The sequence below is a fragment of the Streptomyces sp. CBMA123 genome (assembly GCF_014596465.1).
Taxonomy (GTDB): Bacteria; Actinomycetota; Actinomycetes; order Streptomycetales; family Streptomycetaceae; genus Kitasatospora.
Map to the genome: position 1 here is coordinate 1 of NZ_MECK01000148.1, position 13,127 is coordinate 13,127.

General features: G+C 74.4%; 10 protein-coding genes and 1 pseudogene. 7 read left to right on the forward strand and 4 right to left on the reverse strand.

Annotated elements, in window-relative coordinates; translation table 11 throughout:
• Positions 1–285, reverse strand: a 285-nt coding sequence (locus BG452_RS18345; RefSeq protein WP_188305402.1) for a hypothetical protein, incomplete at its 3' end; no start/stop codon positions are given.
• Positions 286–752: 467 nt separating this feature from the next.
• Here BG452_RS18345 and mscL point away from each other — a divergent pair.
• The 4 genes from mscL (at position 753) to BG452_RS18365 (ending at position 6,233) form a co-directional block, all read left to right on the forward strand.
• On the forward strand, positions 753–1,202 hold the full coding sequence (mscL, locus tag BG452_RS18350) for a large conductance mechanosensitive channel protein MscL (protein ID WP_188305403.1): 450 nt from the start codon (positions 753–755) through the stop codon (positions 1,200–1,202).
• Between the two features lie 397 nt (positions 1,203–1,599).
• Positions 1,600–2,388: a DUF6643 family protein gene (locus BG452_RS18355; protein WP_188305404.1), complete on the forward strand. Its 789-nt coding sequence runs from the start codon at positions 1,600–1,602 to the stop codon at positions 2,386–2,388.
• Positions 2,389–2,629: 241 nt separating this feature from the next.
• Entirely contained in the window at positions 2,630–3,505 is an 876-nt protein-coding gene (locus BG452_RS18360; RefSeq protein WP_188305405.1) for an MOSC domain-containing protein, read from the forward strand.
• Positions 3,506–3,770: 265 nt separating this feature from the next.
• Positions 3,771–6,233, forward strand: a complete 2,463-nt coding sequence (locus BG452_RS18365; protein ID WP_188305406.1) for a right-handed parallel beta-helix repeat-containing protein — start codon at positions 3,771–3,773, stop codon at positions 6,231–6,233.
• A gap of 140 nt (positions 6,234–6,373) precedes the next feature.
• Here the strand turns inward: BG452_RS18365 and BG452_RS18370 are convergent, their stop codons facing one another.
• On the reverse strand, positions 6,374–7,504 hold the full coding sequence (locus tag BG452_RS18370; RefSeq protein ID WP_188305407.1) for a PLP-dependent cysteine synthase family protein: 1,131 nt from the start codon (positions 7,502–7,504) through the stop codon (positions 6,374–6,376).
• Positions 7,505–7,628: 124 nt separating this feature from the next.
• A complete protein-coding gene (locus tag BG452_RS18375) occupies positions 7,629–8,804 on the reverse strand; it encodes an ROK family protein (RefSeq protein WP_223242387.1) in 1,176 nt (391 codons plus the stop codon).
• 191 nt (positions 8,805–8,995) lie between these two features.
• Between BG452_RS18375 and BG452_RS18380 the strand changes: the two genes are divergently transcribed.
• Positions 8,996–10,291 carry an MFS transporter gene (locus BG452_RS18380; RefSeq protein ID WP_317621112.1) on the forward strand — a complete coding sequence of 432 codons (1,296 nt, stop codon included), beginning with the start codon at positions 8,996–8,998 and terminating at the stop codon, positions 10,289–10,291.
• A gap of 119 nt (positions 10,292–10,410) precedes the next feature.
• Positions 10,411–11,013, forward strand: a complete 603-nt coding sequence (locus tag BG452_RS18385) for a HutD family protein (protein ID WP_188305410.1) — start codon at positions 10,411–10,413, stop codon at positions 11,011–11,013.
• A gap of 99 nt (positions 11,014–11,112) precedes the next feature.
• Here the strand turns inward: BG452_RS18385 and BG452_RS18390 are convergent, their stop codons facing one another.
• A complete protein-coding gene (locus BG452_RS18390; protein ID WP_223242388.1) occupies positions 11,113–11,985 on the reverse strand; it encodes an esterase/lipase family protein in 873 nt (290 codons plus the stop codon).
• Positions 11,986–12,186: 201 nt separating this feature from the next.
• On the opposite strand from BG452_RS18390, the pseudogene BG452_RS18395 reads away from it, so the two are divergent.
• Positions 12,187–13,127, forward strand: a pseudogene (locus BG452_RS18395) (PucR family transcriptional regulator); the annotation flags it as partial.

Below are 13,127 nucleotides of genomic sequence, written 5' to 3' on the forward strand. Positions count from 1 at the left end.
GACGGCGGCGGCGCGCAGCCGGGCGGTGTCGGGACACCCCTCGCCGCAGGTCCCCGGTACGGCCGTCCCCGCGGTGCACACCCCGGACCCGGCCGCACTCGGCCTGGCGGGTGGCAGGGCGGGGTGCGGGGCGAGCGCGCACAGCGCGGAGGCCTGGCCCCGGCGGCGCAGTTCCCGGTGCAGGTCACGGGCGAAGTTCTGGGCGCCGCCCCGGCGTTCGTCGCTGATCAGGTGCAGGACGCGCGGGCGGGCTCCGGCCGAATCGGCCGCCGTATGGTCGGGCATGGACCGACCTTGGCACAGCGCCCCGCCCGGTACAGCCCCTTCGCGCAACCTGGTGGTGGCCCGTGCGCCCGCGCCCGTACACCCGATGTGCGCTGAGGGGCCGCCGTCGTGCGCCGGTTGCGACCGCCGTGCGCCCCGTCTCGCCCCCCGCCGCTCCGCGGGGCCGCCCTCCGCTCCCCCGTACGCCGCGTCGGGTACCGGCTCACGCCGTTCGGGGCCGGCTCACACCATCGGGTCACACATCGGGTCACACCATCGGGTCAACGGCGAGCCGCGGGAGGCCGAACGGCCGGTACGCGGACGGCCCGGGTGCCGCCCGGGCGGGCCGGGCCCGGTCCGTCGGCCGGTTACGCGGATCGGGTGAACGCGGTTGGACCTCGACCCCGGCCGGTCGGCAGGATGGCCGGCCGGGGCGCGCGCCGCGCCGCCTCATCTCCCTCTTCCCCGTTCGGATTTGGAGTCACCCGGTGTTCAAGGGATTCCGCAGCTTCCTGCTGCGCGGCAACGTGGTGGACCTCGCGGTCGGCATCGTGATCGGCGCGGCCTTCACCGCCGTCGTCACCGGGTTCGTCACCGCCTTCCTCAGCCCGCTGATCGGGGTCGCCACCGGCGCGGTCGGCGACTTCACCCAGAAGACCTTCGAGGTGGGCGGCACCAAGTTCCCGTACGGCCTCTTCGTCAACGCGCTGATCGGGTTCGTGCTGGTCAGCGCGCTGATCTACTTCGTCGTGGTGGTGCCGATCGGCAAGCTGCAGGAGCGCTTCGAGAAGGCCGGACCGGCGCCGGCCGCCAAGGCGGACTGCCCGGAGTGCCTGAGCTCGATCCCGGCCGCCGCGACCCGCTGCTCCTTCTGCACCTCCGAGGTGACTGCCCGGCCCGGCCTGCCCGCGCAGTCCCAGGCGTTGCAGTCGCACTGACGCCCCGAAGGCGGCGTACGGGGCCCCTGGAGCAAGCCCGGACCGCGTCCGGATCGTCCCGTGTGGGCCCTGACGGGAAATTTATTCCCCAAACATTCACGAGCCTCCGTCGCAGCGTCGGCGGGGGCTCGAATGCGCCGGCGCACGCCCGGTCCGCAAAAGTTTCTCCATGAAGTCCCCGGGCGTCCACCGGCCGGTCACCGCAAGGTCTTGCGGGGGCCGTGTCCGGGTGCCGTTCGATCACTGACGGGGTGCCAGGGTTGTCCGGAACTGAGCGCCGATATGTCCGTTCTTCCTACTTTCGAAACCTTTGTGCGAGCGAAGACTGCGTAAACACTCGAACTGCTCGCCCTCCCGCTCTCCTCAGCAGGCGCATTGTGGGCTTACCGTATGCCCCATGACCTCGCCCCGCTCCTACGACGGAGTCGGCTACCCCTCTCCGTCCTTCTCCTCCGGCACGCCGATTTACGACAGCCTCGTGGCTGAGCGCGGCGTCCCCCAGATCGCACCCATCAACGTGCCGGCCGCCCTGCCGCCGGCGCTGTCCTCCGGTTACGGATCCGGCCTCGCCCAGCCCTACGAGAACCGGTACGGCAACGGGTACGAGAGTGCCGGCAGCAACCTCCCCGCGCTGCCGCCCGCCCGCCTCGCCCTGGGCCCCGGCCCGAGCAGCGGCCCCTCGGCCGGCCCGGCCACGGCGTACATCCCCGCGCAGCCCGCGCCGGCGTACGCCGCCGCCCCGCAGCCGCCCGTCCCCGGTTACGGCGCCCCCCAGCCGTACCAGCGGCCACAGCCCGCCGCCCCGGCCTTCGCCCAGACCGCCAGCGGCGGCTACCAGCCGACCGGCGGCCAGAGCTTCGGCGGCCAGAACACCTTCATCGGCCAGGGCGGTCAGCAGACCTTCGGCGCGCAGCCGACCGGCGGACCGGCCGGTTTCGGCCAGGGCCAGCCCGGTGGCCTCCCGCAGGGCGGTCCGCAGAGCTTCGGCGGCCAGCAGTCCTTCGGCGGCCCGAACCCGGCCGGCCCCGGATTCCAGGGCCAGGGCGGCGACCAGGGCTTCGGCGGCGGCCAGCTGCGCCCGGCCATGGCGCCGGTCCGCCCGATGCAGCCGCAGCGCCCGGGCCCGTACGGCGAGCCCGGCGGCTACCAGCAGGGCGGCTACCAGCAGCAGGGCCAGGGCTACTGAGCCACTGACAGCACGGGGCCGACCCCACCGGCCCGCACCCGCACCACCTGAGCACCACCCGGCGCCCCCTGAACGCCGGGCGAACGGAGAAACGGGTCATCCACGGACCGCCCGGAACGCCCCCCACGGCGTACCGGGCGGTCCGTGCGCGTACGGGGGCGCGCACGGCGTACGGGAGCGGCGTGCGCAGGCGCAGCAGGGGGCGTGCGTCCGGGCGGAGCGCTGCTGGCAGGATGGAGGGATGCACCTCACCGGACTCCACGTCTACCCCGTCAAGTCCATGTACCGCCTGAGCCCGGACAGCGCCGCGGTCCAGCCCTGGGGTCTGGCCGGAGACCGCCGCTGGATGCTCGCCGACCCCACCGGACGCTTCGTCAGCCAGCGTGAGAACGCCGCCCTCGGACAGATCCGGACCGACCTGCTGCCCGGCGGAGCGCTGGCGCTGACCGCCCCCGACGGCTCCCGGATCGAGGTCACCGCCCCCGCCGGCGCCACCGGCGACCCGATCGCCGAGGTCGAGGTCTGGGGCACCCGCTTCAGCGCCGTCGAGGCCGCCAAGGAGGCCCACCAGTGGATCGCCGAACACCTCGGCGACTACCGGCTGGTGCACCTGGACGACCCGCGCGCCCGGCCCGTCGACCCCGAGTACGGCCGGCCCGGCGACACCGTCTCGATGGCCGACGGCTTCCCGCTGCTGCTCACCACCACCGCCTCGCTGGACCGGCTCAACCAGCTGATCGCCGCCGAGCACCCGGACGGCCACGAGACCCTGCCGATGGAGCGCTTCCGCCCCAACGTGGTGGTCGCCGGCTCCGAGCCCTGGGCCGAGGACGGCTGGCGCCGGATCCGGATCGGCGCGATCACCTTCCAGGTGGTCAAGCCCTGCGGCCGCTGCGTGATCACCACCACCGACCAGGAGAGCGGCGAACGGCGCGGCCCCGAGCCGCTGCGCACCCTGGCCCGGCACCACAAGCTGCTGCGCAAGGCCGCGTTCGGACAGAACCTGATCCCCGAGCGGCCGGCCGGCGTCGAGGGCGACGTGCTGGGCACGCTGCGGCTCGGCGACGACGTCGAGGTCCTGGAGGACGGGGCGCACTGGCCCGCCGACGGGCGCTGAGCCGCCACGCCCCGCAGCCAGGGGCCCGGTCGTACGGAACTCCGGCTGTGCGCGCTCGTTGAACAAGTGGTCGGAACCTGTGGCCGCGGTGGGCGCCCCCGGTGTCCGCACGGCGACGGGCGGCCGGGCCACCCGCCCGGACCGGTCAGGAAGGACGGACGGACCACCCGTCCGGGCGCGCTACGGTGGGCGGACGGCCCGCGCACCCCCGCGCCCACGGCCCGCTCGATCGCCGGCACGACGAAGGTGGGGACGACAGACCGTCATGGCTGAGCACAGGGTCCGGGTCACCCAGGACAGCGCATCCCGCTGGCGTCGCCGCGCGGGCGACTACGACACGCTCGCCGAGGCCCTGGCGGCCGCCGAGCCGGGCGACACCGTGACCGTCCGGCCGGGCACCTTCCGGGAGAACGTGCTGCTGGACAAGCCGGTGACGATCGTCCCGGCCCAGGGCCCGGGCACCGTCCGGATCGAGCCGGCCTCCGGGGTGGCGATCACCGTCACCGCCGCCGCGACCGTGCGCGACCTGGTGGTCGAGGGCGGCGACAGCTCCAGCCCGGCCGTCCTGGTCACCGGACCGGAGGCGACGCCCTCGTTCAGCGGCTGCCGGATCGACACCCGCTCCGCCACCGGGATCGAGATCGGCGGCGGCGCCCGGCCGACCCTGCGCGGCTGCGTCGTCGCCAACCCCGGCGGACTCGGGCTGCGGCTGCGCGGCGAGGGAACCGCCGCCGCCTTCGAGGACTGCGAGGTCGCCTCGGCCGGCCAGGCCGGGCTCGCCGTCCTCGGCGGGGCGACCGCCGCCCTGGACCGCTGCCGCGTCCACCACGCCTCCGGCGCCGGGGTGTTGCTCTCCGACCCGGGCAGCGCCGCCGAGCTCACCGGCTGCGAGATCTACGAGATCCGCGGCAGCGGCGTCCAGGCCGAGGCGCAGGCCGGCGGGCGGCTGGTCGACTGCGACATCCACCGGGTCACCGGCAACGGCCTGACCCTGGACGGCGAGGCCGAACTGGTGCTCACCGGCTGCCGGGTGCACGACCTGCCGGAGAACGGCGCCGACCTGCGCGGACGCGCCCGGCTCAGCCTCGCCAACACCACCGTGCGGGACTTCGGGCGCGGGGCGCTGTCGGTCTGGGACCAGGGCACCGAGGCGGTCGCCGAGTCCTGCCAGATCCACGGCTCCACCGGCGAGTACCCGGCGCTGTGGGTCAGCGACGGCGCCCGGCTCACCCTCACCGACTGCTCGCTGCACGACCTGCCCGACGCGCTGTTCGTCCTCGACCGGGACTCCGCCGCCGTCGCCCAAGGCTGCTCGTTCAGCCGGATCCGCAGCTCGGCGGTCTCGGTCAGCGGCGGGGCGACCGTCTCCCTGGCCTCCTGCCGGGTGCAGGAGGCCGGGACCGGGCTCTGGTTCCGCGACCACGGCAGCGGCGGACTGCTCACCGACTGCGAGATCTCCGACGTCGCCACCGGGGTGATCGTCACCAAGGGCGCCGACCCGGTGCTGCGCGAGTGCACCGTACGGGCCAGCACGGACGCCGGGGTGTACGTCTCGGCGCAGGGCCGGGGCACCTTCGAGGACTGCCGGGTCTCGCACGGCAAGGGCTTCGGCTTCCACATCATCGACGGCTGCCGCAGTCAGCTCACCCGGTGCCGGGCGGAACAGAACGAGCGGGCCGGATTCGAGTTCTCCGAGCCGGGACCGGTCGCCGAGGGGTGCACCTCCGACGATGTGGCCCGCACCGCCCCGGCCGGCCCGACGATCTCCGGACTGCCCGAGGTACCGACCCCCCGGTCACCCCAACTTTCCTCCGCCACACCCGTGTTGTCTGCCGCGTCGATGGTCTCGGCGGCGTCCGTGAGCTCGGCCGCTTCGGCGGCGACCTCCGCGATCGGGCCGATCCCGGACTGCCGGCCGGCCGACGAGGCGCTCGCCGAACTGGACGCACTCGTCGGGCTGGCCACGGTGAAGCAGGAGGTGCGCACCCTGATCGACCTGATCTCGGTCGGCCGGCGCCGCCGCCAGGCCGGGCTCAAGGCGCCCTCGCTGCGCCGGCACCTGGTCTTCACCGGCGCCCCCGGCACCGGCAAGACCACCGTCGCCCGGCTGTACGGCGAGATCCTCGCCTCGCTCGGGGTGCTCCAGCGCGGACACCTGGTCGAGGTGGCCCGGGTCGACCTGGTCGGCGAACACATCGGCTCCACCGCGATCCGCACCGCCGCCGCCTTCGACCGGGCGCGCGGCGGGGTGCTGTTCATCGACGAGGCGTACGCGCTCGCACCCGAGGACGGGGCGCGGGACTTCGGGCGTGAGGCGATCGACACCCTGGTCAAGCTGATGGAGGACCACCGGGACGAGGTGGTCGTCATCGTGGCGGGCTACACCGCCGAGATGGAGCGCTTCCTGTCCGCCAACCCCGGTGTCTCGTCACGCTTCTCACGGACCATCACCTTTCCCGACTACACGGCGGACGAGCTGCTGGAGATCGCCCGGTCGCAGTGCGCGGAACACGAGTACGCGCTCTCGGAGGCGACCGAGGGCGCGCTGCTGGGCCACTTCGCCGGGCTGGAGCGCGGGCCCAACTTCGGCAACGGGCGCACCGCGCGGCAGGTGTTCGAGACCATGGTCGAGCGTCACGCGGTACGGGTGGCGGCGCTGGCCGACCCCTCCACGGAGGAGCTGCAGTTGCTGGTCCCGGCGGACCTGCCGACCGCTCCGCCGCCGTAGGGCGGCGGCGAGCGGAGCGGGCAGGGGCGGCGGGGGCCGGCGGGTGAGGGCTGACGGATAACAGGTAACAGAGGACAGCTGACAGAGTCTGAAATCTGTTATCCGTCAGCTGTCACCTGTGCTCCGCCGGCCCTCGGCCGTCAGCCCGTCCAGGCGCCGCCCGCGAGGAAGGACTCCAGCGCGTCCCGGTAGGGCGCGATGTCGATCCGCTCGCCGGCCAGCCAGTCGTCCGAGTAGTACTTGTCCAGGTAGCGGTCCCCCGGGTCGCAGATCAGGCCGACCACACTGCCTGTCCGGCCGGCCGCCCGCATCTCGGCGACGATCCGCAGCGCGCTCCACAGCCCCGTCCCGGTGGAGGCCCCCGCCTTCTTCCCGAGCACCTGCTCCAGCACCCGGACCGCGGCGATCGACGCGGCGTCCGGCACCTTCATCATCCGGTCGACCGCCCCCGGCACGAAGCTCGGCTCCATCCGGGGCCGCCCGATGCCCTCGATCCGGGAGCCGCTGTCGCAGACGGCGTCCGGGTCGTGGTTGACCCAGCCGTCGAAGAAGCAGGAGTTCTCCGGGTCCGCGACGCAGATCCGGGTGTCGTACTGCATGTAGTGCACGAAGCGGGCGATGGTGGCCGAGGTGCCGCCCGTCCCGGCGGTGGCGACGATCCAGGCCGGTTCCGGGTGCGGCTCCAGGCGCAGCTGGGCGAAGACCGACTCGGCGATGTTGTTGTTGCCGCGCCAGTCGGTGGCCCGCTCTGCGTAGGTGAACTGGTCCATGTAGTGCCCGCCGGTCTCCTCGGCGAGCCGCGCGGAGGCCTCGTACACCTCGTCCGAGCGGTCGACCAGATGGCACTCGCCGCCGTGGAACTCGATCAGGTCGATCTTGGCCTGGCTGGTGCTCTTGGCCATGACCGCGATGAACGGCACCCCGATCAGCTGGGCGAAGTACGCCTCGGAGACGGCGGTCGAGCCGCTGGAGGCCTCGATCACCGGCTTGCCGGGGCGGATCCAGCCGTTGCAGAGCCCGTAGAGGAAGAGCGAGCGGGCGAGGCGGTGCTTGAGCGAGCCGGTCGGGTGGGTGGACTCGTCCTTGAGGTAGAGGTCGATCCCCCACTCGGCCGGCAGCGGGAAGCGCAGCAGGTGGGTGTCGGCGGAGCGGTTGGCGTCGGCCTGGACCTTGCGCACCGCTTCCTTCAGCCAGGCGCGGTACTGCGCGTCGGAGCGGTCGACGTCCACGGTCGGCTCGACGCCGAGGCTCACGCCGGACTGGGTGCTCATGGTCACTACTCCCTCATTGCGGCCCCCCGCTGCTCACTACGAGTGTACGAGGATCACGATAAGTGACCGTTTTCGGAGACCCAGCTTCCGCTTATCGGCGCTACCCGCCGGGCGACGCCCCCCGCTACACCGGCACCGACTGCGGGTCCGCCAGGTACGGGCCCCAGCCGAGTTCGGCCGCGCCCGCGAGCGCGCCGTACGCCAGTTCCGCGCCGACGATCGGCACCCGTCCGCTGCGGCCCCACAGGCTGCGGTCGGCGACCACCGCGCGCAGCCGGTCGGGGGCGGCCTCCAGAAGGTCGAGGTGGAGGCCGCTGAGCACCACCCGGTCCGGGTTGAGGATGTTGACGACTCCGGCCAGTCCGAGTCCGAGCCGGTCGATCACGTGCTCCACCGCCGCCCGCGCCCGCTCGTCCGTCGCGGCCGCCCAGCACAGCTCGCGCGCCTGGTCGAGCAGCGGGCGCCCCGGCTCCGGGGTGAGGCCGGCGGCGGCGAACAGCGCGTCCGGGTCGGTCTCCGAGTTCAGGCAGCCCCGGTTGCCGCACACGCACGGGCGGCCCTGCGGGTCGACGGTCAGGTGGCCGACCTCCAGGGCGAGTCCGGCGCTGCCGGTGTGCAGGTGGCCCTCGATCACCAGCGCGCCGCCGACGCCGCGGTGGCCGGAGGTGACGAAGAGCAGGTGCCGGGCGCCGCGACCGGCGCCGTGCCGGTACTCGGCGAGCGCGGCGAGGTTGGCGTCGTTGGCGATGGCGGTGGGCAGCGGGTGCACCGCATTCGGGCCGTGGTCGGCCCGGCCGACCTCGACGTCGTAGAGGTCGGCGACCGGGGTGCCGCTGGGCCAGGCGAAGTGCAGCGCGGCGAGCGCGGTGCCGTCCGGTTCGGTGACCGGGTTGGGCAGCGCGAGCGCGGCGCCCAGGCAGCGGCGGTCGGTCGCGCGGGCCAGTTCGGCGCCGGCCTGGGCGACGGCGCGCAGCATCCGGACCGGGTCGGTGGCGGCGGGCAGCGGCAGGTGCACGGGCGGGTCGAGCAGGCCGCCGAGGCAGGCCAGGGTGACGCTCAGCCCGTCGGCGTGGATCTGGCCGGCGACCACCACCGGGCCCTGCGGGTCGATCGCCAGCCGGTGCGAGGGGCGGCCGCGGCCGCCGCCGGCCGGGCGCGAGTCGACGGTGATCAGGCCGAGCGCTTCCAGCTCGGCCGTGACCGCGCCGGCGGTGGCCCGGGTGACGTCCAGCGCGCGGGTGAGCGCGGAGCGGGTGGGCGTCTGGCCGGTGTGGATGAGCGAGAGCGCCGGGCCGAGCAGCGTCCGACCGCGGTCGGGGGCCGCGCGGCGGTGGGCGTCGCGCTGCGCGTCGGCATCGGTCCCGGAGCGGGGCCGCGGGCTTGATGGTGAGAGCTGCACGCCCCTATTGTGACTTTGTGTCGCTTCGAAACAAAATCCGTTCCCGCCGCCCCGACGACCTCTCCCCCACACAGTCTCGCAGCACACCCCCGGTGGCCGACAGCCCCTGGGGCGCCGCACGGCTCGCGCTCACCGCCTTCTTCGCCGTCGACGGCTTCCTCTTCGCCGCCTGGGTCGTCCGCATCCCGGACGTCCGCAGCCAGGTCAGCGCCTCGCACAGCGCCCTCGGACTGGCCCTGCTCTGCCTGTCCGTGGGCGCCGTCCTCACCATGCCCCTGGTCGGTCGGCTCTGCCTCCGCTACGGGTCGCGGCCGGTCACCGTCGGCTCGCTCGCCCTGCTCGGCCTCGCCGTACCACTGCCCGCGCACGCCCACTCGGTGCTCTCGCTCGGCGCCGTGCTGCTACTGTTCGGCGCCGGATACGGCGGGGCCAACGTGGCCATGAACAGCGCCGCCGTCGACCTGGTCGCCCAGCTGCGGCGGCCCGTCATGCCCAGCTTCCACGCCGGGTACAGCCTGGGCGGGCTGCTCGGCGCGGGCTTCGGCGGGCTGCTCGCCGACCGGCTCACCACCGCGTGGGCGCTCGCGCTCGGCGGACTGCTCGGGCTGGCCGTCACCGGCGGCGCGGGCGTCGTCCTGCTGCGCAGCCCGGCGGCGCCGATGGTCAGGCCGGATGCGGCTGCGGGGACCGGCTCGGACGGCGCCCCGGGCTCCGGCCCGGAGGTCGACCCCGGCTCCGGCTCGGACGGCGCCCCGGGGTCCGGCTCCCGCACCGCCGGGAACTCCGCGGGCCGCCCGGCCGGGAGCCATGTCCGGCTGCTGGTGCTGGTGCTCGGGCTCACCGCGCTGTGCACGGCGTACGGCGAGGGCGCGATCGCCGACTGGACCACCCTCCACCTCACCGACGACGTCCACGCGAGCGCGGGAACGGCCGCCGCCGGGTACGCCGCGTACGCCTTCGCCATGACCAGCGGACGGGTCGGCGGCACCTGGCTGTCCATCCGGCTGGGCCAGAACCGGCTGATGCTGCTGGGCGGACTGACCGCGGCGGTCGGCATGCTGGTCGCCGCCCTGGCCCCGTCGGTGCCGCCGACCATCGGCGGGTTCATCCTGGTCGGCCTCGGACTGGCGAACCTGTTCCCGCTCGCGATCGCGCGCGCCGGTGCGGCGGGCGGGCCGCAGGGCGTCGCGCTCGCCTCGACGCTCGGGTACGGCGGGATGCTGATCGGACCGGTGGTGATCGGCTTCCTCGCCGACGCGGCCGGACTGCCACTGGCCCTGACCACGGTCGCGGTCGCCGCCACGACGGCGGCCCTGCTGCCGCTGGCGGTCGAGCGGCGCCGCCCCGGGCGGACGGGCGGCGGACGGCGGGTGACAAGTGACAGATGACAGATGACAGATTTCAACATCTGTCATCCGTTCGCTGCCATCTGTTTGCTGTCATCTGTTCGCTGTTCGCCGCCCCCATCACTGACGCACCCACCCCCCAAGTGGCAGGATGCGGCCTCATGACCACCACCGGAGGCATCCAGGTACTGCGGGCGAGCGAGCGCCCGGCCACCCCGTGGCTCAACGGAGGCGGGGTGACCAGGGAGGTCGCCGGATTCCCCGCCGGGGCCGGACTGAGTGAGTTCGACTGGCGGGTGAGCCTCGCCGACGTGGCCTCGGCCGGGCCATTCTCCCCATTCCCCGGGATCGACCGGGTGATCACCCTGGTCGAGGGTGCGGGCATGGCGCTCACCGTGGACGGCGTCGAGCGGCTGGTCGACGCCCCGTTCCGCCCCTTCGCCTTCCCCGGCGAAGCCACGACCGACTGCCGGCTGCTGGGCGGTCCGGTGGTGGACTTCAACGTGATGACCCGCCATGGCCGGGTCGAGGCCACCGTGGAGCTGCTGACCGAGCCCGGCACCGTCCACGTCCCGCCGACGGCGACCGTCCTGCTGGTGTGCCTGGCCGGTTCGGCCACCGTCGGCGACGCGGAACTGACCCGCTACGACGCGGCGTTGCTCGACGCACCCGGAGCCCCTGAGCTGCGGCCCGACGGGGTCACCGCCGCGATCACCTTCCGCACCGCCACCGCCACCGCCACCGCCACCGCCACCGCCCGCTGAACGCGCGGCGATCTGACCGCCTGACTGCCTGAACACCGGAACGACGCGCTGCCCGCGCCCCCGGCAGGAACCGGGGGCGCGGGCAACCGCGCCGAGCCCTCAGCCGCAGAACACCGGCGTGGCGTGCGCCGGGTCCAGGGCGTTGGTCACCAGGTGCAGCGCCGTCGGCGAGAACGCGATCGCGACGTGCTCGGCGAGCGTGACCGGGCAGTGGTCCTGCAGCACCTCGTTGTCCACGTCCGGCCCGCTCAGGAACTGGGTCCGCCACGGGGTGACGACCTCGTCGTACACGGTCGAGATCACCGTGTAGTGCACGCCCGGCACGGTGTCCGGCCGGGAGGCCATGGTGGTGTTGAACTCGGAGCCCACCGCCTGGTCGCGGCAGGCCTGGCAGACGGTGTAGATCAGGTCGGCCACACCGGGGAAGTACGGCGCCAGCTTGGTGATCCCGTCGAGGGTCGTGCCGTGGTTGGACGGCGCCAGGCCGACCAGCTTGTCGACCTTCGAGGCCCCGCCGAGGAACTTCAGGTAGTAGTTCGGCAGCATGCCGCCCTGCGAGTGCCCGACGATGTCGACCTTGGCCGCGCCGGTCGCGCCGCGCACCAGGTCGACGAAGTGGGCGAGTTGGGCTGCCGAGGCGGGCACCGCTCCGAGGCCGCCGATCGGCAGCAACAGGCCGCTGCCGGTGGAGGTGATGCCGGGGATGGTGCCGTAGTCGAGGGCGAAGACGCAGTACCCGAGGCTCTTGAGCAGCGGGGAGAGCGCCAGCCAGTTCTCGTAGCGGTTGGCGAAGGTGCCGTGCACCAGGACCACCGGGTCGGGGTGTGCGGCGGAGGGCCGACAGCTCCAGTCGTTGGCACCGGGCGGCGAGGCCACCGAGTCGCCGTCGGGCGGGAGTTCGGCGGTGGCGGTGACGGCCGGGGCGGCTACGGGCGCCGCCCACGCGGGGGCGGCGCCGGCGCCGACCAGCAGCGCGCCCGCCAGTACGGCCGCGCCGAGGGCGCCGCCGAGCCGACGGCGCACCGGAGTTGCGGAGAAGCGGAGAAGTGGGGTTCTCAACTGTTGCCTCCACAGCGGAAGTTTGTTACCAACAGGTAACCCGAGTGGCTCAATCATGCGGTCGCCCCTCCGGCCCGACCCTTGGGCGTCCCCCAGACCTGGACGGTGTTCTCTGTGACCGGTCACAACGCACCCCACTGCACCCCCGCCGGCCGCCCCGCCGAAACCCCCGCGGCCGCCGCCGACGCGCTCTCCCCCTGGCGCGTCCCGGTGATCGGCGGACTCCCCGCCGACCAGCGACTCCTCGGCGGCGTCCCCGACCTGGCCACAGCCGTGGTCGCCGCCCTGCTGGACCGCGTGCCGGTCTACCGCCGCCTCCCGCGCGAACAGCTCAGCGGCGAACTCACCCGCGACACCGAGCGCCGCATCCGCGCCCTCGCCCACGCCGTCCGCACCGGACTCCCGGCCCCCGCCGAGGAGTTCACCGCCGTACGGGAGGTCGCCGCGCGCCGCGCCGAGGAGGGCCTGCCGCTGGACGCCGTCCTGCTCGCCCACCACCTCGGACTGGAGGTCTGCTGGGAGTTCCTCACCCGGGACGCCCACGCCGGTGACGCCGCCGACCTCCTGCTGCTCAACCGCCTGCTGCTCGACCAGCTCCGCCGGGCCACCACCGCCGCCGGCGCCGGCTACCTGGACGGGCAGCGCTCGGCCGGCGACCGCAGCTCCACCGCCCGGCAGTCCCTGCTCACCGCGCTGCTCGCCGGCACCCCCGCCGAGGAAGCCGCGGCCCGGGCCGGCACCGAGCTTCCGGCCGGCTACGCCGTGCTCTGCCTGTCCCTCACCGACCACCCGGACGAGCATTCCCCGGGCATCGACCCGGGCATCGCCGCCCGCCGCAAGCTCCGCCGCTTCGGCGCCGAACTCGACCACCGCACCCGGCAGTCGGCGCTCACCGCGCTCACCCCGTCGGGCGGTCTGGTGCTCGTCCCGCTGCAGACTCCGCCGGACCGGACCGCCGAGCCGTCCGACGGAGCCGGCGACGAGCCGTTCTGGCCCCGGCTCTCCGCCACCCTCGCCGCCGCGGCCCGGGCCGCCGGCGTGCCGGTGCTGGCCGG